Raw genomic sequence first — 21,283 nt, 5'->3', positions numbered from 1 at the left:
GACCACACAGACTTCCGGGAGCACACCGTGACCGACGCACACACCACCGGCCCGTTCATCGCGGCCATCGACCAGGGCACCACCTCCAGCCGCTGCATCGTCTTCGACAAGGACGGCCGGATCGTCTCCGTCGACCAGAAGGAGCACGAACAGATCTTCCCGAAGCCGGGCTGGGTCGAGCACAACGCGACCGAGATCTGGGAGAACGTCCAGGAGGTCGTCGCCGGCGCCATCGTCAAGGCGGGCATCACCGCCGCCGATGTGAAGGCGATCGGCATCACCAACCAGCGCGAGACCACACTGCTCTGGGACAAGAACACCGGTGAGCCCGTCCACAACGCCCTGGTCTGGCAGGACACCCGCACCGACGCGCTCTGCAAGGAGCTCGGCCGCAACGTGGGCCAGGACCGCTTCCGCCGCGAGACCGGTCTGCCGCTCGCCTCCTACTTCGCGGGCCCCAAGGTCCGCTGGCTGCTCGACAACGTCGAGGGGCTGCGCGAGCGCGCCGAGCGCGGCGAGATCCTCTTCGGCACCATGGACTCCTGGGTCATCTGGAACCTGACCGGCGGCACGAACGGCGGCGTCCATGTCACCGACGTCACCAACGCCTCGCGCACCCTCCTGATGAATCTGCACACCCTGGCGTGGGACGACAAGATCCTCACGTCCATGGAGATCCCGGCGGCCGTACTGCCCGAGATCCGCTCCTCCGCCGAGGTGTACGGCACCGCCAAGGGAGGCGTCCTGGACGGTGTCCCGGTCGCCTCCGCGCTCGGCGACCAGCAGGCTGCCCTCTTCGGCCAGACCTGTTTCTCCGAGGGCGAGGCCAAGTCCACGTACGGCACCGGCACCTTCATGCTGATGAACACCGGTGAGACGCCCGTCAACTCGTACAACGGGCTGCTGACGACCGTCGGCTACCGGATCGGCGACCAGAAGCCGGTCTACGCCCTGGAAGGCTCCATCGCCGTCACCGGCTCGCTGGTGCAGTGGATGCGCGACCAGATGGGCCTGATCAAGTCCGCGGCCGAGATCGAGACCCTGGCCTCCTCGGTCGAGGACAACGGCGGTGCGTACTTCGTGCCCGCCTTCTCGGGCCTGTTCGCCCCGTACTGGCGCTCCGACGCCCGCGGCGTCATCGCCGGTCTGACCAGGTACGTCACCAAGGCGCACATCGCCCGTGCCGTCCTGGAGGCCACCGCCTGGCAGACCCGCGAGATCACCGACGCCATGACGAAGGACTCCGGTGTCGAGCTCGCCGCCCTGAAGGTCGACGGCGGCATGACCTCCAACAACTTGCTGATGCAGACACTCGCCGACTTCCTGGACGCACCCGTGGTGCGGCCCATGGTCGCCGAGACCACCTGCCTCGGCGCCGCCTACGCCGCCGGTCTCGCCGTCGGCTTCTGGCCGGACACCGACGCGCTGCGCGCCAACTGGCGCCGGGCCGCCGAGTGGACACCCAGCATGGCCGCGGACACCCGCGACCGCGAGTACAAGAGCTGGCTCAAGGCCGTGGAACGGACCATGGGCTGGCTCGAAGACAGCACAGTCGAGGAGTAATCACAATGACCACCCTGCAGAGCGTCCCGTCACTCGGGACGCACCCGGCCTCCGGCTCCCTTCCGAGCCGCGCCGAGACTCGGGAGCAGCTCTCCAAGGCGACGTACGACCTCCTGGTGATCGGTGGCGGCATCCTGGGCATCTCCACCGCCTGGCACGCCGCGCAGTCCGGGCTGCGGGTGGCCCTGGTGGACGCCGGCGACTTCGCCGGCGCCACCTCCTCCGCCTCCTCCAAGCTGCTCCACGGCGGTCTGCGCTACCTGCAGACCGGCGCGGTGAAGCTGGTCGCGGAGAACCACTTCGAGCGGCGCGCGGTGTCCCGTCAGGTCGCCCCGCACCTGGCGAATCCGCTCACCTTCTACCTGCCGGTCTACAAGGGCGGCCCGCACGGCGCGGCCAAGCTCGGTGCGGGTGTGTTCGCGTACTCGGCGCTCTCCGCGTTCGGTGACGGGGTCGGGCATGTGATCAGCCCGGCGAAGGCTCAGCGCGATGTGCCGGAGCTGCGCACGGACAATCTGAAGGCCGTCGCGGTCTACGGCGACGACCAGATGAACGATGCCCGGATGGCGCTGATGACGGTCCGCGCGGCCGTCGACGCGGGTGCGGTCGTCCTGAATCACGCGGCGGTGACCGGGCTGCGGTTCACCAAGGGCCGGGTGACGGGCGCCGACCTGGAGGACCGTACGGACGGCACGGAGTTCGGCGTCAACGCCCGGCTCGTGCTGAACGCCACCGGACCGTGGGTCGACCACCTGCGGAAGATGGAGGACCCCGACGCGGCGCCTTCGATACGTCTGTCCAAGGGCGCGCACCTCGTCCTGAAGCGCACCCGCCCCTGGAAGGCCGCGCTCGCCACCCCGATCGACAAGTACCGCATCACGTTCGCCCTGCCGTGGGAGGACATGCTGCTGCTCGGTACGACGGACGAGGAGTACGAGGGCGATCCGGCGGACGTCGCGGTCAACGAGAAGGACACCGCGCAGATCCTCGACGAGGCGGCGTTCTCCATCAAGGACCAGCAGCTGTCGCGCGATCTGATCACATACTCCTTCGCGGGCCTGCGGGTGCTGCCGGGCGGCCCGGGCGACACGTCCAAGGCCAAGCGCGAGACGGTCGTGACGGAGGGCCGCGGCGGCATGCTGTCGGTCGCGGGCGGCAAGTGGACGACGTTCCGCCACATCGGCCGTACGGTGATGAACAAGCTGGCCGCGCTCCCCGGGCACCCCCTCGCGGAGGACATGGAGCCGATCTCGCGCCTGCCGAAGAAGCTCCCGCTGCCCGGCATCGCCAACCCGAACGCGGTGGCGCACCGGCTGCTGGTCGACGGCGGTACGCCCGGACCGCGGATGGCCGCCGACACCGCGCGGCACCTCGCCACGCACTACGGCTCGCTCTCCTTCGACATCGCGCGGATGGCGAACGAGAACCCGGCGCTGGCCGAGCGCATCCACCCGGACGCGCCGGAGATCTGGGCGCAGGTCGCCTACGCACGTGATCACGAGTGGGCCGAGACGGCGGACGATGTGCTGCGCCGCCGCACGACGCTGACGATCCGGGGTCTGGCGACGGACGAGATCCGGGCCGGCGTCGAGTCCATGCTCGGCGACCGGAACTGACGGGGTCGTACGGATCGGACGGGGCGGCTCCCACGGGGGGAGCCGCCCCGTCCGTATGTCTGGGGACCGTAGTCCGGTGAACGCGCCATACGGCCGCCATACAGGTGCAATACGGCGCGGGGACAGTTGAGCCATGAAGTTTTCCGTGCTCTCCCTCATAGGCCACGCCCCGCACCCGTTGACCAGCCGGCTCCCCTCCCCCGCCGAGCGGTTCGAGGAGGTGATCGAGACCGGAGTCGTCGCGGAGCAGCTCGGCTTCGACGCGTACTCGATCGGCGAGCGGCATGCCGGGCCGTTCCTCTCGTCGAGCCCGAGTGTGGTGCTCGGTGCGCTGGCGGCCCGTACCTCCACCATCCGGCTCCTGACCGGTGTCACGGTCGTCGCGATCCTCGATCCGGTGCGGGTGGCCGAGGACTTCGCGACGCTCGACCAGATCTCCAGGGGCCGGATCGAGCTGGTCGTCGGGAAGGGCGCGGAGGCCGGTCACTTCGACCTCTTCGGGCTCGACGAGGAGCGGCAGTGGGACCTCCAGAAGGAGAAGTACGAGCTGCTGCGGCGGCTGTGGACCGAGGAGGGCGTCGACTGGGAGGGCGAGTTCCGGCCCGCGCTGAAGAACACGACGACCCTGCCGCGCCCCTACGCCGGAGCGCCGCGCATCTGGCACGGCTCGGCGACCAGTCTCAACTCCCCCGAACTGGCGGCACTCCACGGCGATCCGCTGTTCACCGCCAATGCCGTCCAGCCCCGTGCGGCGTACGCCCGGCTGATCGATCACTACCGGGAGCGCTTCGAGGCGTACGGGCACGATCCGGCCCGCGCGCATGTGGCGGCGGGGTCGGGCGGGCTGCTGATCGCCGACAGTTCGCAGCAGGCGGTGGAGCGCTACAAGGAGCTGTACGAGGCGAAGGTGAAGCAGTCCTTCCGGCCGCACCTGGAGGGCCGGGCCGGCTACAACACGCCGTTCCGGACGATCGAGGAGGCCATCGCGGACGGGCCCCAGCTGATCGGCAGCCCGCAGCAGATCATCGACAAGATCCTCGGCTGGCACGAGGTGTACGGACACGATCTGCAATCGATCACCGTGGACGGTTTCGGACTCGGCCACCCCGAGCAGATCGAGACGCTGCGGCGGTTCGCCGAGGACATCGCTCCGGTGGTACGGCGTGAGGCACCGTCCGCGCTCTGGGACCGACCCGCCGGGCCCCGATGACCGTGCGACAGCCGCGCACCTGGGACGACCTGCGGCAGATCTGGTTCATCCGCCTCTTCCGACCCGCATAATGAAGAGAGACATCGGATGTCTGATTCCAGTCCGGATCCAGGAGGACCGTCATGGCTGTCACCGACGAGGCGATCGAGAAGATCAAGGGAATGATCGTCTCGGGTGCGCTACGGCCCGGCGACCGGCTCCCCAAGGAGAGCGAGCTCGCGGCGGAGCTGGGGCTCTCCCGCAACTCCCTGAGGGAGGCGGTGCGCGCCCTGTCGCTGATCCGCATTCTTGATGTGCGGCAGGGCGACGGCACGTATGTGACCAGCCTCGATCCCCAGTTGCTGCTGGAGGCACTGAGCTTCGTGGTGGACTTCCACCGCGACGACACGGTGCTCGAATTCCTCGCGGTCCGCCGGATTCTGGAACCGGCCGCGACGGCGATGGCCGCGACCCGGATCAGCGAGGCCCAACTGGACCTACTGAGCTCACAGTTGGATGCCCTGGGTGCGCAGCCCTCGGTGGAGGAGCTAGTCGCCTGCGATCTGGAGTTCCACCGCGGCATCGTGCAGTCGTCCGGGAACTCGGTGCTCTGCTCGCTGCTCGACGGGCTGTCGGGGCCGACGACCCGGGCGCGGGTCTGGCGCGGTCTGACGCAGGAGGACGCGGTCAGCCGCACGCTCCATGAGCACCGGGCGATCGTGTCGGCGCTGCGGGACCGGGATGCGGAGGCTGCGCGGGCCTGGGCGACGGTGCATGTGGCGAGCGTCGAGCAGTGGCTGCGGTCGACGCTGTAGCGCGCGGCGGGTGGATGACCGGGGCTCCGCCCCGGGGCCCGCACCTCGAACGCCGGCGGGGCTGAGGAATCAGCCCCGCCGGCGTCTGCGAGAGCGGGTTCAGTCCTGCTTCTCGCCGCTCGCGAAGCGGGAGATGACCAGGGCGACGATGATGATGGCGCCGTTGAGGAACTGGTTCCAGAGCGCCGGGACACCGCCGAGGGTCATCACATTGACCACCAGCTGGAGCGTCAGTACGCCGGTCAGCGCGCCGAACAGGGTGCCTCGGCCGCCCTTGAGGCTGATGCCGCCGATGACCGCGGCGGCGAACACCTGGAAGATCCAGCCGTTGCCCTGGGTCGCCGCGACCGATCCGTAGTGGCCGGTGTAGAGGATGCCCGCGAAGGCCGCCAGCAGACCGCCGATGGCGAGCACGGTCCAGGTGACCCGGTCCACCCGGATGCCCGCGGCTCGCGCCGCTTCCGGGTTGCCGCCGATGGCGTACAGCGAGCGTCCATGGCGCAGCCAGGCCAGTGCGGCGCCACCGACGGCGAACAACGCCAGGCAGATCCAGACGGCGGCCGGTGCGCCGAGCCATTGGCTCTTGCCGAGGTAGCGGAAGGACTCCGGGACGTCGGTGATGGACTTGCCCTCGGTGATGCCGATGTGGAGGCCGCGCAGCATGGTGAGCATGCCGAGCGTGGCGATGAAGCCGTTGACCCTCAGCTTCAGCATCAGGAAGCCGTTGATCGCACCGATCGCGAGGCCCACCAGCAGACAGAGCGGGATCGCCGACCAGGCGGGCAGCAGGCCGAGGCCGGCGAAGCGGCCGCCCTCCGCGGGCAGGACCAGCCACATCGCGACGACCGGCGCGATGCCGATCGTCGACTCCAGTGACAGGTCCATCCGTCCGCAGATCAGGATCAGCGCCTGGCCCAGGACCAGCAGGCTCAGCTCGGAGGACTGCTGGACGACGCTGATCAGGTTCTCGGAGGTCAGGAACACCGGCGAGACGATGAACCCGATCACCATCAGCACCAGAATCACCGGTACCAGGGAGAAGTCGCTCCACCGGATCAGCTTCAGCCGGTCCAGCGGGCTCTCGCCCGTCAGTGAGCCCTTCAGCCCGCTGTCGATGCCGTCGGCCGCCGGAGGCCGTACCGTTCCGGTCATTCCCTTTCCCCCACACCTTCCATGGCGGCGACGAGTTCCCCGTCGGTCCACCCGCTTGCGAATGTTGCGACCACGCGCCCGTGGAACAGGGCGAGCACTCGGTCGCAGACCCGCAGATCGTCCAGCTCGTCCGAGATGATCACTGCGGCGTTCCCCTCGTCGGCGACCCGCCGCACGACTCCGAGCAGCGAATCCTTGGACTTGATGTCCACACCTGCCGTGGGCCGCACGGCCACCAGCACGCTCGGCCTGCGGGCCAGCGCGCGGGCGACGACCACTTTCTGCTGGTTGCCGCCGGAGAGCCCGGAGACGAGCTGCTCGGGCCCCTGTGTCTTGATGTCCAGCGAGGCGATCATCGACCGTGCGAACTCCCTGGTGCGGGAGGGCAGTACGGTTCCCCACGGGCCGAGTTGGTCGGTGACCGTGAGGGTGGCGTTCTCGGCGACGCTGCGTTCCAGGACGAGGCCCTGGTCGTGCCGGTCCTCGGGGATGTAGCCGATCCCGGCGTCCAGCGCGTGCGGCACACTGCCGCTGCGCACGGTCCTTCCGTGTACGGAGACCGTGCCGCCGCCCGCCTTGCGCATACCGGCCAGGGCCTCGCCCAGGGCCGTGTTGCCGCTGGCCGCGGAGCCGGCGAGGCCGAGCACCTCGCCGGGGCGGACCTCCAGGTCCAGCGGTTCGAACTGGCCCTCCAGAGTGAGCCCTTCGGTACGCAGGACGGGGGCGGCCGACTGATCCCGTACCGCCGCACCGTCACTGCCCGCGTGCCAGGCGGTGGCGCCGGCGGACTGCTCCCCGGTCATCGCCGCCACCAGTTCCGCCTTGGCGATGTCGGCGACCGGGGCGCTCAGCACATGGCGGGCGTCGCGGTAGACGGTGACCGCCGTGCACAGTTCGTACACCTCCTGCAGATGGTGGGAGATGAAGAGGAACGCCACTCCCTGGCTCTGCAGTTCCCTGAGCTTGTCGAAGAGCCGCCCGATGCCGCGGGCGTCGAGCTGGGCGGTCGGCTCGTCCAGGATGATCAGCCTGGCGCCGAAGGACAGCGCCCGGGCTATCTCGACGAACTGCCGCTGCTCGATGGCGAGGTCGCGCGCCCGGGTGCTGGGGTCGACCTGGACCCCGTAGTCGGCGAGGAGCCGCTCGGCGCGCCTGCGGAGCTTCCCCCAGCTGATCCAGCGGGCGTTGTCGTCGAAACGGTTGAGGAAGAGGTTCTCGGCGACGGTCAGGTCGGGGACGACCATGGACTTCTGGTAGACGCAGGCGACCTTCGACTGCCAGGCCGTGGTGTCCCCGAAGGCGGGCGCGGGCTCCCCGCCGAACGTGACCGTGCCCGCGTCCGCCTTGTGGAGACCGGTCAGGACGCTGACCAGCGTCGACTTGCCCGCACCGTTACGGCCGACGAGGGCATGGGACTCACCGGGCTGCACGGTGAGCCGGACCCCGTCGAGCGCCACGGTGGGCCCGAAGCGTTTGACAACGCCTTCCGCCTGTACGGCGGGTGGTGGTGCCTGGTCCATGGCTAGCTCTTCTTCTCCAGCTGGTTGGCCCACAGCTTCGGGTCGTCGACGTTGTCCTTGGTCACCAGCGGCGCCGGAAGCTGGTCCTCCAGGCCATTGGGGATCTTGATGATGTTCGAGTCGTGGTCGGTCGGGCCCACCTTGAAGGTCTTTCCGTCCAGCGCGGCCTTGGCGTAGTACAGCGCGTACTTCGCGTACAGGTCGGCGGGCTGGGAGATCGTCGCGTCGATCTTCCCGGCCTTGATGGCATCGAACTCCTCCGGGATGCCGTCGTTGGAGATGATCGTGATGTGGCCCGGCGTACCGGCCGGCTTCAGCAGCTTCTTCTGCTCCAGGAGCGCGAGGGTGGGCTGCAGGAAGACACCGCCGGCCTGCATGTAGATGCCGTTGATGTCGGGGTTGGCGGCCAGGGTGGCCTGGAGCTTGGCGGAGGCGACATCGCCCTTCCAGTCGGTGGCCAGCTCGAAGACCTTGATGCCGGGGAATTCCTTGTCCATGCAGGACTTGAACGCCTCGGACCGGTCGCGGCCGTTGATCGAGGCGAGGTCGCCCTGGAACTCGACGACCTTGCCCTTGCCCTTCAGCTGCTCGCCGAGGTACTTGCAGGCGTTGGTCCCGTACGCCTTGTTGTCGGCCCGCACCACCATGTAGATGTTGCCCTTGTCGGGGCGGGTGTCGACGCTGACGACCGGGATCTTCTTCTCGTTCAGCGTGTTGAGCGACTCGGCTATCGCACCGGTGTCCTGGGGTGCCATCACGACGGCCTTGGCGCCCTGGTCCCTGAAGGTCTGGACGTTGGCGACCAGCTTGCCGATGTCGTTCTGCGAGTTGGTCAGCGGCAGCGCCTCGACCTCGCCTGCCTTGACCCCCTTCTCCACATAGTTCTGGTACGAGTTCCAGAAGTCGCTGTCGCTGCGCGGCAGGTCGATGCCGACCTTCCCGCTGCCCGCACCGTCAGCGGTGGACTCGCGGTTGCAGCCCGCGAGGGCAGTGACGGCCAGCAGTACGGCGCAGGCTGCCGCACTCGTCGTACGCACTCTCATTGGTGTCCCGTCCTTTGTGGAGTACCGGCTCGGAGCTCTGTTGGCAAAGCGGCGGTGCATGGTGCACAGGGGGTGCGGCCCGTTTGTTCGGCTCGGGCCTGTCCGGCCCTGATCCGCCGGTCAGGCCCGAGGCCCGCGTACCCCTGATCAGTTCTCGGCGGGGCGCAGGCGCAGGCCCTGCATTCCGCCGTCGACGGCCAGTGCCGTGCCGGTGACCGAGGCGGCGGCGGGGCTGGCCAGGTAGACGATCGCGGCGGCCACCTCGTCTGCCGAGACCAGCCGTCCCAGCGGCTGGCGGGCGCCCAGCGCGGCTCGCTCGGCGGCCGGGTCGTCGGCCTGACCCAGGAGCCGCCCGATCCACGGGGTGTCCGCAGTGCCCGGATTGACGCAGTTGACCCGGATGCCCTCACGGACATGGTCGGCGGCCATCGCAAGCGTCAGTGAGAGGACCGCGCCCTTGCTCGCGCTGTACAGGGCGCGCTGCGGCAGTCCGGCGGTCGCGGCGATCGAGCAGGTCTGGGTGATCGAGACGGCACCGGGGCGGTCGGCCGCCGCGCGCCGCAGATGGGGCAGGGCGTGCCGGGCGGTGCGGACCATGCCGAGGACGTTGATGTCCAGGACCCGGCTCCACTCGTCGTCGGCGTTGTCCTCGACCGTGCCGATGGAACCGATGCCCGCGTTGGACACGACGGTGTGCAGGCCGCCCAGTTCACCGGCGGCCAGGTCCACCGCCTCGCGCACGGCCGCGTCGTCGGTGACGTCCGCCTTGAGGGCGAGCGTGCCGTCGGGGGCGCCTGCGGTCTCGCGATCGAGTACGGCCACGCGCGCACCGCGCGCCAGCAGCATGGTCGCCACGGCGGCCCCGATACCGGAGGCGCCTCCCGTCACCAGGGCGTTCATGCCCTCGAAGTCGCTTGTGCCGGTCATCGGGCAGCCTCCTCGGTGGTGCGGCGGGCCTGCCATACGGGGCCCTCCGGATAGCGGTGTGCGGCGATCGATTCGGGGAGCATCCGGGCGGAGAAGCCCGGGGAACTCGGGGCGGCGTAACGGCCGGACTCGATCACGGTGGGGTCGGCGAAGTGTTCGTGGAGATGGTCGACGTACTCGATCACACGGTTCTCCCAACTGCCGGAGACCGCCACATAGTCGAACATCGAGAGGTGCTGCACCAGCTCGCACAGTCCGACACCGCCCGCGTGCGGGCAGACCGGTACGCCGTACTTGGCGGCGAGCAGCAGGATCGCCAGGTTCTCGTTGACGCCCGCGACGCGGGCCGCGTCGATCTGGACGAAGTCGACGGCTCCGGCCTGCAGCAGCTGTTTGAACACGACCCGGTTGGCGACATGTTCGCCGGTGGCGACCTTGACCGGCTGCCCGGCGCGGACTGCGGCGTGGCCGAGGATGTCGTCGGGACTGGTCGGCTCCTCGATCCAGTGCGGGTCGTACGGCGCGAGCGCGGTCATCCACTTCACCGCGTCGGCGACGTCCCAGCGCTGGTTGGCGTCGACAGCGATCCGGACGTCGGGCCCGACGGCCTCGCGGGCCAGAGCGAGTCTGCGGACGTCGTCGCCGAGATTGCCGCCGACCTTCAGCTTGATCTGGGTGAAGCCGTCGGCGACGGCCTCCTTCGCCAGCCGGACCAGCTTGTCGTCGGTGTATCCCAGCCAACCGGGCGAGGTGGTGTATGCGGGATAGCCCTCGGCGCGCAGTCGCTCGGCGCGCTCGGCCCGGCCCGGTTCGGCGGCCCGCAGGATCGTGAGGGCCTCATCGGGGGTGAGGGCGTCGGTGAGGTAGCGGAAGTCGACGAGGGAGACGAGCTCCTCGGGCGTCATCTCGGCGAGGAACTGCCAGACGGGCCTGCCGGCCTGCTTCGCCGCCAGGTCCCAGGCGGCATTGACGACCGCGCCGGCCGCCATGTGCATCACACCCTTTTCGGGACCGAGCCAGCGCAGTTGGGAGTCATGGGTGAGCTCACGGTGCAGCGCGGCGAGGTCGGCCGCGGTGCGGGGCACCGGGCGCCCCACCACATACGGGCGCAACGCTTCGATGGCGGCGGCCATCACCTCGTTGCCGCGCCCGATGGTGAAGCAGAAGCCATGCCCCTCGATGTCGGTGCCGTCAGTGCCGTCGACGGAGGTGGTGCTCAGTACGACATAGGCAGCCGAGTAGTCGGGGTCGGGGTTCATGGCGTCCGAGCCGTCCAGTTGTTCCGAGGTCGGAAAACGGATGTCGTGGACCTCGAAATCCGTGACGGTCTGACTCATGTGCGCCCCCAGGGGAATAACATCGGACCTCTGCTCTGGTCATCCGATGTATAGCGTCACGAAGGCCCCAACGTCCAGGGTTGGAACGAAATTGACTGGACACAGCTCGGATGTATTCAGAGACTGATGCCCTGATTCGACCGGTGATGCACCCTCCCGGGCCAGGTTCACCCGGCTGTGCACAGGGGCTGCGGCGAGAGCGGCCGGAAGCCGTAAGGTTGGTGCGTACGCAAGGGAACTTCGGAAGGAGGCCTGGGTGATCGAGCTCGAGGGGGTTCCCGAGCTGATCGACCCGGTCATGGTGGCCGCGTTCGAGGGATGGAACGACGCAGGTGACGCCGCGTCCACGGCGGTCGCGCACCTGGACCGGGAGTGGAAGGGCGAGGTGTTCGCGGCGCTGGACGCCGAGGACTACTACGACTTCCAGGTCAACCGGCCGACGGTCTGGCTGGACGGCGGGGTGCGCAAGATCACCTGGCCGACCACCCGGCTCTCCGTGGTGCGCATCGGCGGGGACAAGCCCCGCGATCTCGTCCTGGTCCGCGGTATCGAGCCGTCCATGCGCTGGCGCTCGTTCTGCAACGAGATCCTGGCCTTCGCCCATGAGCTGGGCGTGGAGATGGTGGTGGTCCTGGGCGCACTGCTCGGCGACACCCCGCACACCCGCCCCGTACCGGTCAGCGGAGTCACCTCCGACCCGGATCTGGCGCGGACCATGGACCTGGAGGAGACCAGATACGAGGGTCCGACGGGCATCGTCGGCATCCTTCAGGAGGCCTGTACGCACGCGGGCGTGCCCGCGGTGAGCCTGTGGGCGGCGGTGCCGCACTACGTGTCGCAGCCGCCCAACCCGAAGGCCACCCTCGCGCTGCTGAACCGCCTGGAGGATCTCCTCGGTCTGCGCATCCCGCTGGGCGAGCTGCCCGAGGACGCGCGTGCCTGGCAGCTCGGAGTCGACCAACTGGCCGCCGAGGACAGCGAAGTGGCGGAGTACGTGCAGACGCTGGAGGAGGCCCGGGACACCGCGGAGCTTCCCGAGGCGAGCGGCGAGGCCATCGCCCGGGAGTTCGAGCGCTATCTGCGCCGCCGGGACGTCGGTCCGGGCCAGGCGCCCGGCGGGCATGCGACGGAGAGCGGCGACGCCTCGTATCTGCGCGACACCTCCAGTGGCCGCGCCCGTCCGCCGAAGCCGGTCCGGCCGGACACCGGGGGCGAGACGGGCCCCGGCTCGCCGCCCACGAGCGGGCCCGGCCGGCAGCCATCGGCCGACCAGGAGAACGAGGACAGCGACGCCGACGACGACGGCCCGCAGGATTCGTCGGAGGAATCCTCGGAGGACTGAGTGAGACCGGCGGAGCGCCGGGCGGATACGTCCCCGCCCGGCGCTCCTGTGCTGTCCGGGTCGTTCAGGAACAGGTGAACCGCGCCGCGGCCCAGTCCCCGTGGTCACCGGTCTTGGATCCGTTGGTGTCCGTGACCTTCAGGTGCACATGGCGCGCACCGTCGAGTTTCACATCGACCGGTACGGTGGCCGACGCCCCCGTCACCTTCGGCGAGGTCCACAGCACCTTGCCGTCCGCCTCGACGGAGAACGCCACTTCGCCGTAGCCGTTGATCTCGTCGTCGATCCCCACGTCCGCGGTGAAGGCGGTGCAGCGCCCGCCGAGATAGACCTCGATGTCGGAGTCGGCATGGGTGCCGATCCCCTTGTCGTACGTCTTCCCCGCGAGGGTCAGCCGGTGTCCGTCGGCAGCGCCCGACTCGCCGTTGCTGCGGTCCCGTTCGGCGGGCCCGTATCCATTGACCGACTTCAGCCACGCCAGATCGCTCGCCCATGCCTCACCGGTGGGCGGCGGTGGCATCACACCGGCAGCGAACCGCTGGACGGAGGTCCGCGCTTCTCCGGCCGCCCGGTAGCGGGCGAGTGCGGTGATCCTCGCCTCCCCCGCCGCGGCGTCCTTGGCCGGGGTGACCGACACCTCGACCCGCCGGGTGGTGCCCGCCGGAATCCGGTCCACGGCCTGGGCCTGGGTGATCTGCCAGCCCTCGGGAACGTCGAGGGTGACCGCGGCGTCCGTCACGTCGGCGTTGCCCGCGGTGACATCGACGGCGACGGTGCCTTCGACCCCGGCGCCGATCTCCTGCCCGGCGGGCGCGGAGACGACGGCCGTCGCGGCCGCGTTCCTCCCGCCGACGGCGCTCGTGTTCTCCAGCTTCACGGAGAACTTCTTGCCGGTGGACAGCGGCGCAGTCTTGATCTTCACGACGCCGCCGCGGTCGTCCTGGTCGTACCACCAGCCCTGCTTCGCGGCCTTGTAAGCAGCCGCGGAACCCAGCCGGGGCAGCTTGCCGTTGAGCTTGACCGCGCTCGGCGCGGAGCCGGTGTGCACGCTGAACTCGTACGGGCGGGTGCTCTGCTTGCCGTTGAACTCCCCCTTGCTCTCACCGATCCGCACGGTGATGTCACCCGCGCCCCGTACCGGTGCGTCGACGTCGGCGGTCTGCGTGGCGTACTTGCCGTCGCGGTGCTGCCGGGTGACGCCGTCGTCCTCGTAGAGCGTGAAGGACGACTTGCCCTGCGGGTAGATGTCCCAGGCAAGCGGGGAGTCGGCGGTGCGGTCCTTGTACGAGCGGATGCCCGGCCACATCGGCACACTGGCACCGCCCTTGACGAACAGCGGCAGGGTGTCGAGCGGGGCGCTGTAGTGGTCGACGGTGGTCGGCCCCTCGTACGTGCGGCCGCTCCAGTAGTCGGTCCAGGTGCCCTTCGGCAGATAGATTCCGTTGCGCTCGGTGCTGTCCTGGTAGACGGGCGCGACGAGGAAGTCCTCGCCCGACATGAATTCGTACTTCGCCGCGTCCGTCGCCGCCTTCGGGTCGTCCGGGTATTCGAGGACCAGCGGGCGGACCATGCCGACGCCGGTCTTCGTCGCCTCGTGCGCGTAGGAGTACTGATAGGGCAGCAGCGACTCCTTGAGCTTGAGGTAGTCACGGTTGATGGCGGTGTACGGCTCCCCGTACCGGTAGGGCTGCTTGTCGCTGGCCGCCCAGCCGTCCATGGTCATCGTGGTGCCCAGGAACATCTTCCACTGGAGATCACGGGTGTAGGTCTTGGCGCTGCCGCCGAAGATGCCGTCGACATCGCCGGTGGTGTAGGCCAGACCGGACATCGTGGCGCCGGCGTAGGTCGGGATCTGCCAGCGGATGTAGTCCCAGGTGCCGTACTGGTCGCCGGACCACTGGACGCCGCAGCGCTGCGCACCCGACCAGCTCTCGGGGGCGTAGGTGAAGCCGCGGGCGTCACTGTTGTCCTCGATGCCCTTGTACGCGTCCTTGCAGCCGTCCAGGGCGAACTTGTAGCCCGAGCCGACCCAGGCGACGTCGAGCTTGGCGACCCGCTGGCCCGCCTTGACCTGGTCGGCGATCTTGTCGATGCCGTCCTCGGTCCACAGGCCGAGCTGCATGTCGCGGTCCTGGAGGCCCTTGGCGGTCTCGGCGAGGTCCTCGTAGCCGCAGCCGTATCCGTCGTTGACGAGCATCCAGCCGTTCGGCATGTCGTGCTCGACGTAGCCGTCGGCGATCTTCAGGGAGTCCAGGGTGCGGCGCTCGCCGCGGTTGGCGTTGTGGAGGTAGCAGTCGGCGTCGCCGATCTCCATTCCGTACACGGGCGGCAGGAAGGGCTTGCCGGTGAGCTTCGTGTACTGCCCGATGACGTCCTTGGCACTGTCGCCCGCGAAATAGTAGGCGTCGAAGCGCTCTTCCTTCGCACTGGTGGTCACCGGGTCGGTGAAGGCATAGGTGTTCGGCGCATAGGTGTTGCGGAAGACGCCGTACCCCGCCGAGGAGAGGTAGAACGGCACCGAGTTGGGGTGGCCGCCGTCGTCCCAGTTGTAGTCGACGCCGACCTCGACGGTCCGGTCGCGGTGCGAGGTGTTGCCTCGGCCGTTCTGCATCCCGGCGCCGTAGAACTGCTCGTCCGCGCCGCGGGCGAGGGTCTGGGTGGTCTGCTTCCCGTCCCAGCTCAGCCCCTTGGCCTCGGACCAGACCTGAGTGCCGTCCGCCCGGTACAGCGCGAAGCGCAGGGGTGCCTTGTAGGCGCGCAGGGTGATGCTGCCGGTGGAGAGTTCGTAGCGGTCGCTCCGCTCCTTCCACCGGGTGTGCGGCGGGGTGCCCTGCGGCATGACGATGTCGTCGCCGGTCGGGTCGGAGAACGTACCGTCCGGGGCGAGTTCGATACGGAAGGTCTCGGCGGAGACGAAGCTGACACGGGCCTCGGCTGCGCCGGCCCTCAAGTGGTAGACGGATCCGTCGGCGGAGAATCCGGTGAGGTCGCCAACCGTGGTGGTGTCCGGTTCGGCGGCGCCGGCCTGGGCTGCGCCGGGCCCCGCGAAGACGGCCATCAGCCCCAGCAAGGCTGCAAGTGCCGCCGTTCTGATGCGCGTTGATGATTGCATAGAGCGCTTTTAGCGCAGCATCGAGCACTTGACCATGGACAAAACGGAACCGGCCCTGAACTTCGTCGAGAAGTCCAAGGCCGGCTCATCGGATGGCGATCAGCAGGTTGTCACCGTGAGCGGCACTACAGTGCGACACCCAGCAGCGCGTCGACGGTGCGCGAGACGAGGCCCGGTGCGCCCTCGTCCGTACCACCCTCGGCGTTCTGGCGCTCGGCCCAGCGGTCCACGGCCGCCAGGGCGGCCGGTGCGTCCAGGTCGTCGGCGAGGGCCTCGCGGACCTCCTCGACCAGGGCCTCGGCGGGCAGTCCGTCGGGCCGGGAGACGGCGGCACGCCACCGCCCGAGCCGCTCGACGGCATCGGCGAGCACCTGGTCGGTCCACTCCCAGTCGGACCGGTAGTGGTGCGACAGCAGGGCGAGCCGGATCGCCGCCGGGTCCACGCCTTCATGACGCAGCTTCGAGACGAAGACCAGGTTGCCCTTGGACTTGGACATCTTCTCGCCGTCCAGGGCGACCATTCCGGCGTGCACATACGCCTGGGCGAACGGGTACTCGCCGGTCAGCACCTGGGCGTGCGAGGCGCCCATCTCGTGGTGCGGGAAGGCGAGGTCGGACCCGCCTCCCTGGACGTCGAAGCCCATGCCGAGGTGGTCCAGGGCGATGGCGACGCACTCGATGTGCCAGCCGGGCCGGCCGGGGCCGAGCGAGGCGCCGTCCCAGCTCGGCTCGCCCTCACGGGCAGCCATCCAGAGCATCGGGTCGAGCGGGTTCTTCTTGCCCGGGCGCTCCGGGTCGCCGCCGCGCTCGGCGGAGAGCAGCCGCATCGCCCCGGCGTCGAGGTTCGAGACCCCGCCGAAGTGCGGGTCGGTCTCGACGGAGAAGTACACGTCCCCGTCGAGTTCGTAGGCGGCGCCGGCGTCCCGGAGCCGCTCGACGAGCGGGACGATGCCCGGAATCGCCTCAACGGCACCGATGTAGTGCTTCGGCGGGAGCATGCGCAGGGCAGTCATGTCCTCGCGGAACAGGGCCGTCTCGCGCTCGGCGAGCTCGGTCCAGTCCTGCCCGTCGCGCACGGCCCGCTCCAGCAGCGGGTCGTCCACGTCGGTCACGTTCTGGACATAGTGAACCTGCCGCTTGGTGTCGAGCCACACGCGCTGAACGAGGTCGAACGCGTTGTAGGTCGCCGCATGACCCATGTGGGTCGCGTCGTACGGCGTGATGCCGCAGACGTAGATACGGGCGACGGGACCGGGGTCAAGAGTGATCCGTCCGCCGGTCGCGGTGTCGTGGATCCGAAGGTCGCGGCCCTTGCCAGGCAGGGCGGGGACCTCAGAAGCGGGCCAGGCATGCATGCCACGAGCGTAACCGGATGCATGTTCCGGATACGAACCGGATGCCGGTTCTTGGCCGAAGAGGCGGTCTTGCGCGGCGTGGGTTCAACTGCTCCGGTACGGGCCCCACCCGCGTACCCCCGCTCCCCGACCACCGAAGTGGCTTGATCTCGTCACACCGGCGGCCAGGGGATCGACGGCCACTCACCGCTCGGCTCCGGGTGCTTCCCCGACGTCCTCAGCCCCTCCACGCGTCCCCGCAGGGCCTCGATCTCGACCGCCGTGATCAGCTCGGCCAGCCGGGTGACGAGCGAACTCCCTGGCGCCAGCTCCGCACCGAGCCGGTCCACGACCTCTACGGCCTCGGCAGTCAACGGCTCCCCCGCCCACCCCCAGAGCAGGGTGCGCAGCTTGTCGTCGGTGTTGAAGGTCACTCCGTGGTCGATGCCGTAGAGCCGGCCGTCGGGTGCGGGCAGCAGATGGCCGCCCTTGCGGTCACCGTTGTTGATCACGGCATCGAGGACCGCCAGCCGCCGCAGCCGCGGATCGTCCGCGTGGACCAGCAGGGCCGTCTTCCCCTCCCCGACCTCGGCCAGGGCGACGGCCTTCCAGCCCTCCCCCGGCTCCTCGTCCTCGACGAGCGCCAGGAGCGGGGGCGAGCCGTCCGCGGAGGGCTCGTCGCCGTCCGGCGCCGCTTCGATCCACAGCTGGCACATGCCCTCGCCGTATGGCCCGTCCCGCAGCACGGTGGGCGGTATGAGCCCCCATCCGGTCGCTTCGGAGACCTCGTACGCGGCCACCTCACGCCGGGCGAGCGTGCCGTCCGGGAAGTCCCACAGGGGCTGTTCCCCGGCCACTGGCTTGTAGACGCACGTCACCTCGTCGCCCTCGTGGTCGACCGTGCAGTAGAGCACCGCGTTGGACGCCCCACGGATCTGGCCGCGGACGGTGAGCCGGCCCTCGGTGAGGAGGGTGACCAGCTCGGTGTCGGTCAGGCTCCGCGACGGTATCCGTTCTGGCGCGGGCATACGTGTCCTTCCGGGTCGAGCGGCAGGCTGCACAGCGGGCACGGCGGGCGCCCGGCGTTCACGACATCCAGGGCGCGCTTGGCGAAGGCGCGGGCCTGCGCGCCGCTGAGACGGACCCGGAGCATCGGCGGACCGTTCTCCTCGTCCTGGAGCAACCGCTCCTCGGCCTCCGCGAGATCCTCGTCGGAGTCCACATCGAGCTCGACCAGCGCCTGCGCCTCGACGATCATGCGCTGCTCCTCGCCGTCCCAGGCGAGCGCCATCGTGCCGACCCGGAACTCCTCCTCGACGGGCACGTCGAGCGGCGCGGTGTCGGTGACATCCATCGGCGCCACGGCGGGCACCGGAGAATTCCCGCCGGTCCGCCGCACCACTTCGTCGAGCAGTTCGTCGATGCGCTCGGCGAGCGCGGCGACCTGAGTCTTCTCCAGGGCCACGCTGGTGACGCGTCCGCCTGAGGATGCCTGCAGGAAGAACGTACGACGTCCAGGCAACCCGACCGTACCGGCCACGAAGCGGTCCGGGGGGTCGTAGAGGAACACCTGACGGGACACGTCCTGTCTCCCTTGAAAATTGACGGCAGATGAGGGGCGGCCGAGGTCCGGGGGGATTCCCCCGGGAAGGGCGCCTACGGCGCGTCCACCCTACTGCGCAAAGCGATCACGGCGCCCCAGCGCCGCCCCCGACCGCCGCGTCCGCATCGGCGTCCGCCGCCGGGCGCCCGCCCTGGTCCGTTCCGGCTGTGTGCTCACGGGGCGCCAGCGCGGCGAGGTCCCCCGTGTCGCCGAGCCGCAGCAGGAAGGGCCGCAGCCTCGTGTAGCGGATCGCGGTGACCGAACAGGGGTCGGCATGGATCCGCTGGAAGAGATCGAGATGCATGCCGAGCGCGTCGGCGACGAGGGCCTTGATGATGTCGCCGTGCGAGCACATCACATAGGCGGCGTCGTCACCGTGCTCGGCCTCGATCCGCGCGTTCCAGTCCCGTACGGCGTCGACGGCGCGTGCCTGCATGGCGCGCATGGACTCGCCGCCGGGGAACGCCGCGGCCGACGGATGCTGCTGCACGACACTCATCAGCGGTTCGTCGGTGAGTTCCGCCAGCTTGCGCCCCGACCAGTCGCCGTAGTCGCACTCGCTGATCCGCTCCTCGGTGTGCAGCACCAGTCCCGGCCGGGCTTCGAGCAGCGGCTGCAGGGTTTCCCGGCAGCGCTGCAGGGGGCTGCTGACGGCGGCGGCGAGGGGCAGCGCGGCCAGCCTCCCGGGCAGCGCCGCGGCCTGGGCGGCACCGCGGTCGTCGAGCGCGACACCGGGCGTGCGGCCCGCGAGCACCCCGGCCGTGTTGGCGGTGGAGCGTCCATGGCGTACGAGGATCAGGGTGGGCATACGGGCCAGCGTAGGCCGCTGCCGCCGGTGAGGTGCGCCGGGGACCGGAGCAGGGAAGAATGCGCGCCGTGATTGTGGACAGTGCGATCTACCGGGGCGGGCGTCGTACCGAAGGCCCCGCCGACCTCTCCGATGCCCTGGCGGAGGCACGGGCCACCGGGGACGCGTTTCTCTGGATCGGTCTGCACGAGCCGACGGAGAAGGAGTTCGAGCTCGTCAGCAGTGAGTTCGGACTCCATCCGCTGGCCGTGGAGGACGCCCTGAGCGCGCACCAACGGCCCAAGCTGGAGGTGTACGACGACTCGCTCTTCGCGGTCATCAAGCCGGTGGTGTACGAGCACCTGAGCGACACGGTCACCACCGACGAGCTGATGGCTTTCATCGGCGATTCGTTCGTCGTGACGGTCCGGCACGGGGAGGGCGCGCCGCTCGCCGCGGTACGCCGCCGTCTGGAGTCCGAGCCGGAGGTTCTCAAGCACGGGCCGACCGCGGTGCTGTACGCGATCAGCGACGCAGTCGTCGACCACTACATCGAGGTGGCGGGCGAGCTCCAGGTCGACCTGGAGGAGCTGGAGACCGAGGTGTTCGCGCCGACCGGCGCCGTGGACACCAAGAACACCGCGTCCCGCATCTACACCTTCAAGCGGCAGATCATGGAGTTCCGCCGCGCCACCGGTCCGCTGAGCGCCCCCATGGCCCGGCTGGCGAGCGCGGAGGTGCCGTTCGTCCACGAACACTCGCAGCCGTTCTTCCGCGACGTGAGCGACCATCTGACGCGCGCCAACGAGTATGTGGAGGGGCTGGACCGGCTGCTCTCCGACATCCTCTCGGCGCAGCTGGCCCAGGTGGGCGTGCGGCAGAACGACGACATGCGCAAGATCTCGGCCTGGGCGGCGATGGCCGCCGTACCGACCATGGTGGCGGGGATCTACGGCATGAACTTCGAGCACATGCCGGAACTCCACTGGGTGTGGGCCTATCCGGCGGTGATCGTGCTGATGGGCTCCGTGGTCTTCGGCCTGTACCGGCAGTTCAAGCGCCGCGGCTGGCTCTGACGGGCGGCCGGGCGCGGCGCCCGGATCAGGCGAACTCGGGCGCCTGCGTCGCGGGCCCGCCCAGTGCGTCGCGCCGCTCGGGCGGCGCCAGGCTCACCATGCGCCGCCACCCCACGAGCCGTTCGTACGCGTAGATCCCGTGGATCCCCGCGGCCAGCACCGCCGCCTTGGCCCGGGGCCAGTGCAGGATGCGGCCCATGTGATCCATCACGGCGAGGCTGACGTCGCGGTACACCCGGATCTCGGTGAGCGCGCACTCGCGCAGAATGCGCTGGATCGTGCGGCCGTGTCCGAAGCGGGCGAAGCGGAGCAATTCCTCATGGCAGTAAGCCAGGTGGTTGTCCTCGTCGTTCGAGATCATCTTCACGGCGCGGCCGAGGTCGGGGTGGTCGGCGAAGTGCTTGCGCAGCAGCGTCATCTGCTCGGAGGCGCGCTGTTCGGTGACCCGGCTGTGGGCCAGGTAGGTGATGATGTCCCGCTCGGAGAGCGGCTCCTGGCGCCCCAGCTGTTCATGGGCGAGGCCGATGCCGTGCTTCTCCAGCAGCATCGTGTAGTCGGTCTCGCGCGGAACCTCGGCCGGCTGCAGCCCGCGCTTCTTCAGCAGCGCGTTGAAGATCCGGCCGTGCTTGTCCTCGTCGGCGCCGTGCCGCGCGATCTTGGGCGCCAGGGCCCGCTGGCTCTCGGGCACGAGGGCCGCGATACGCCCGTTCTCCCAGCCACCCTGGGACTCCCCGCTGGCCGCGATGGAACAGAACAGCCGGAACGACTCGTCTTCGTCGAGAATCTCCTGGAACAGACTCCTTGCCGAGAGCATCACTGTCACCTCCGTACCGGCATCCGCCCGTCGCCAGTCAAATGCGACACGCC

Annotated in this window: 17 protein-coding genes; 6 read left to right on the top strand and 11 right to left on the bottom strand. The window is 69.6% G+C overall.

Going from position 1 to position 21,283, the window contains the following annotated elements; all coding sequences use genetic code 11:
- Positions 1 to 27: 27 nt before the first annotated feature.
- The 4 genes from glpK to ACFVYE_RS05875 all read left to right on the top strand — a co-directional run bounded on the left by glpK (position 28) and on the right by ACFVYE_RS05875 (position 5,183).
- Complete coding sequence (gene glpK / locus ACFVYE_RS05890; RefSeq protein WP_383975386.1) at positions 28 to 1,563, top strand: glycerol kinase GlpK; 1,536 nt, start codon at positions 28 to 30, stop codon at positions 1,561 to 1,563.
- A 5-nt stretch (positions 1,564 to 1,568) separates the two neighbouring features.
- The gene (locus ACFVYE_RS05885; RefSeq protein WP_383975389.1) at positions 1,569 to 3,179 is read left to right on the top strand and encodes an FAD-dependent oxidoreductase; all 1,611 of its coding nucleotides are present in this window, start codon (positions 1,569 to 1,571) and stop codon (positions 3,177 to 3,179) included.
- 133 nt (positions 3,180 to 3,312) lie between these two features.
- Positions 3,313 to 4,389 carry an LLM class flavin-dependent oxidoreductase gene (locus ACFVYE_RS05880; RefSeq protein WP_383979761.1) on the top strand — a complete coding sequence of 359 codons (1,077 nt, stop codon included), beginning with the start codon at positions 3,313 to 3,315 and terminating at the stop codon, positions 4,387 to 4,389.
- Positions 4,390 to 4,511: 122 nt separating this feature from the next.
- Positions 4,512 to 5,183 (top strand): FadR/GntR family transcriptional regulator, encoded by a 672-nt coding sequence (locus tag ACFVYE_RS05875; RefSeq protein ID WP_384458404.1) that lies wholly within the window; start codon positions 4,512 to 4,514, stop codon positions 5,181 to 5,183.
- 99 nt (positions 5,184 to 5,282) lie between these two features.
- Here the strand turns inward: ACFVYE_RS05875 and ACFVYE_RS05870 are convergent, their stop codons facing one another.
- The 5 genes from ACFVYE_RS05870 to ACFVYE_RS05850 form a co-directional block, all read right to left on the bottom strand.
- Complete coding sequence (locus tag ACFVYE_RS05870; RefSeq protein WP_383978178.1) at positions 5,283 to 6,335, bottom strand: ABC transporter permease; 1,053 nt, start codon at positions 6,333 to 6,335, stop codon at positions 5,283 to 5,285.
- On the bottom strand, positions 6,332 to 7,855 hold the full coding sequence (locus tag ACFVYE_RS05865) for a sugar ABC transporter ATP-binding protein (protein ID WP_389604271.1): 1,524 nt from the start codon (positions 7,853 to 7,855) through the stop codon (positions 6,332 to 6,334). The genes ACFVYE_RS05870 and ACFVYE_RS05865 overlap by 4 nt, the downstream gene beginning before the upstream one ends.
- A 2-nt stretch (positions 7,856 to 7,857) precedes the next feature.
- Positions 7,858 to 8,898, bottom strand: a complete 1,041-nt coding sequence (locus tag ACFVYE_RS05860; RefSeq protein ID WP_383978183.1) for a sugar ABC transporter substrate-binding protein — start codon at positions 8,896 to 8,898, stop codon at positions 7,858 to 7,860.
- Positions 8,899 to 9,045: 147 nt separating this feature from the next.
- Positions 9,046 to 9,825: an SDR family NAD(P)-dependent oxidoreductase gene (locus tag ACFVYE_RS05855; protein ID WP_383978185.1), complete on the bottom strand. Its 780-nt coding sequence runs from the start codon at positions 9,823 to 9,825 to the stop codon at positions 9,046 to 9,048.
- Complete coding sequence (locus ACFVYE_RS05850) at positions 9,822 to 11,162, bottom strand: L-fuconate dehydratase (protein ID WP_383978188.1); 1,341 nt, start codon at positions 11,160 to 11,162, stop codon at positions 9,822 to 9,824. Before ACFVYE_RS05850 ends, ACFVYE_RS05855 begins: the two co-directional genes overlap by 4 nt.
- A 256-nt stretch (positions 11,163 to 11,418) precedes the next feature.
- On the opposite strand from ACFVYE_RS05850, the gene ACFVYE_RS05845 reads away from it, so the two are divergent.
- The gene (locus ACFVYE_RS05845) at positions 11,419 to 12,504 is read left to right on the top strand and encodes a PAC2 family protein (RefSeq protein ID WP_389604268.1); all 1,086 of its coding nucleotides are present in this window, start codon (positions 11,419 to 11,421) and stop codon (positions 12,502 to 12,504) included.
- Positions 12,505 to 12,568: 64 nt separating this feature from the next.
- Here the strand turns inward: ACFVYE_RS05845 and ACFVYE_RS05840 are convergent, their stop codons facing one another.
- The 5 genes from ACFVYE_RS05840 to ACFVYE_RS05820 all read right to left on the bottom strand — a co-directional run bounded on the left by ACFVYE_RS05840 (position 12,569) and on the right by ACFVYE_RS05820 (position 19,361).
- Entirely contained in the window at positions 12,569 to 15,616 is a 3,048-nt protein-coding gene (locus tag ACFVYE_RS05840) for an NPCBM/NEW2 domain-containing protein (protein WP_389604266.1), read from the bottom strand.
- Between the two features lie 125 nt (positions 15,617 to 15,741).
- Positions 15,742 to 16,971 carry a cysteine--1-D-myo-inosityl 2-amino-2-deoxy-alpha-D-glucopyranoside ligase gene (mshC, locus tag ACFVYE_RS05835; RefSeq protein ID WP_383976184.1) on the bottom strand — a complete coding sequence of 410 codons (1,230 nt, stop codon included), beginning with the start codon at positions 16,969 to 16,971 and terminating at the stop codon, positions 15,742 to 15,744.
- Positions 16,972 to 17,123: 152 nt separating this feature from the next.
- Complete coding sequence (locus tag ACFVYE_RS05830; protein ID WP_383976183.1) at positions 17,124 to 17,978, bottom strand: SCO1664 family protein; 855 nt, start codon at positions 17,976 to 17,978, stop codon at positions 17,124 to 17,126.
- On the bottom strand, positions 17,942 to 18,532 hold the full coding sequence (locus ACFVYE_RS05825; RefSeq protein ID WP_072484378.1) for a DUF3090 domain-containing protein: 591 nt from the start codon (positions 18,530 to 18,532) through the stop codon (positions 17,942 to 17,944). The genes ACFVYE_RS05830 and ACFVYE_RS05825 overlap by 37 nt, the downstream gene beginning before the upstream one ends.
- A 106-nt stretch (positions 18,533 to 18,638) precedes the next feature.
- Complete coding sequence (locus ACFVYE_RS05820) at positions 18,639 to 19,361, bottom strand: histidine phosphatase family protein (protein WP_383976181.1); 723 nt, start codon at positions 19,359 to 19,361, stop codon at positions 18,639 to 18,641.
- 59 nt (positions 19,362 to 19,420) lie between these two features.
- Between ACFVYE_RS05820 and corA the strand changes: the two genes are divergently transcribed.
- Positions 19,421 to 20,416: a magnesium/cobalt transporter CorA gene (gene corA, locus ACFVYE_RS05815; RefSeq protein WP_383976178.1), complete on the top strand. Its 996-nt coding sequence runs from the start codon at positions 19,421 to 19,423 to the stop codon at positions 20,414 to 20,416.
- Positions 20,417 to 20,441: 25 nt separating this feature from the next.
- On the opposite strand, the gene ACFVYE_RS05810 is transcribed toward corA, so the two are convergent.
- The gene (locus ACFVYE_RS05810; RefSeq protein WP_383976177.1) at positions 20,442 to 21,230 is read right to left on the bottom strand and encodes a ferritin-like domain-containing protein; all 789 of its coding nucleotides are present in this window, start codon (positions 21,228 to 21,230) and stop codon (positions 20,442 to 20,444) included.
- Positions 21,231 to 21,283: the final 53 nt, after the last annotated feature.

Origin of the sequence: Streptomyces sp. NPDC058239 (assembly GCF_042882185.1) — a bacterium.
In the GTDB taxonomy this organism is placed as follows: domain Bacteria; phylum Actinomycetota; class Actinomycetes; order Streptomycetales; family Streptomycetaceae; genus Streptomyces.
This window is presented reverse-complemented; position numbering and strand designations above follow the sequence as displayed.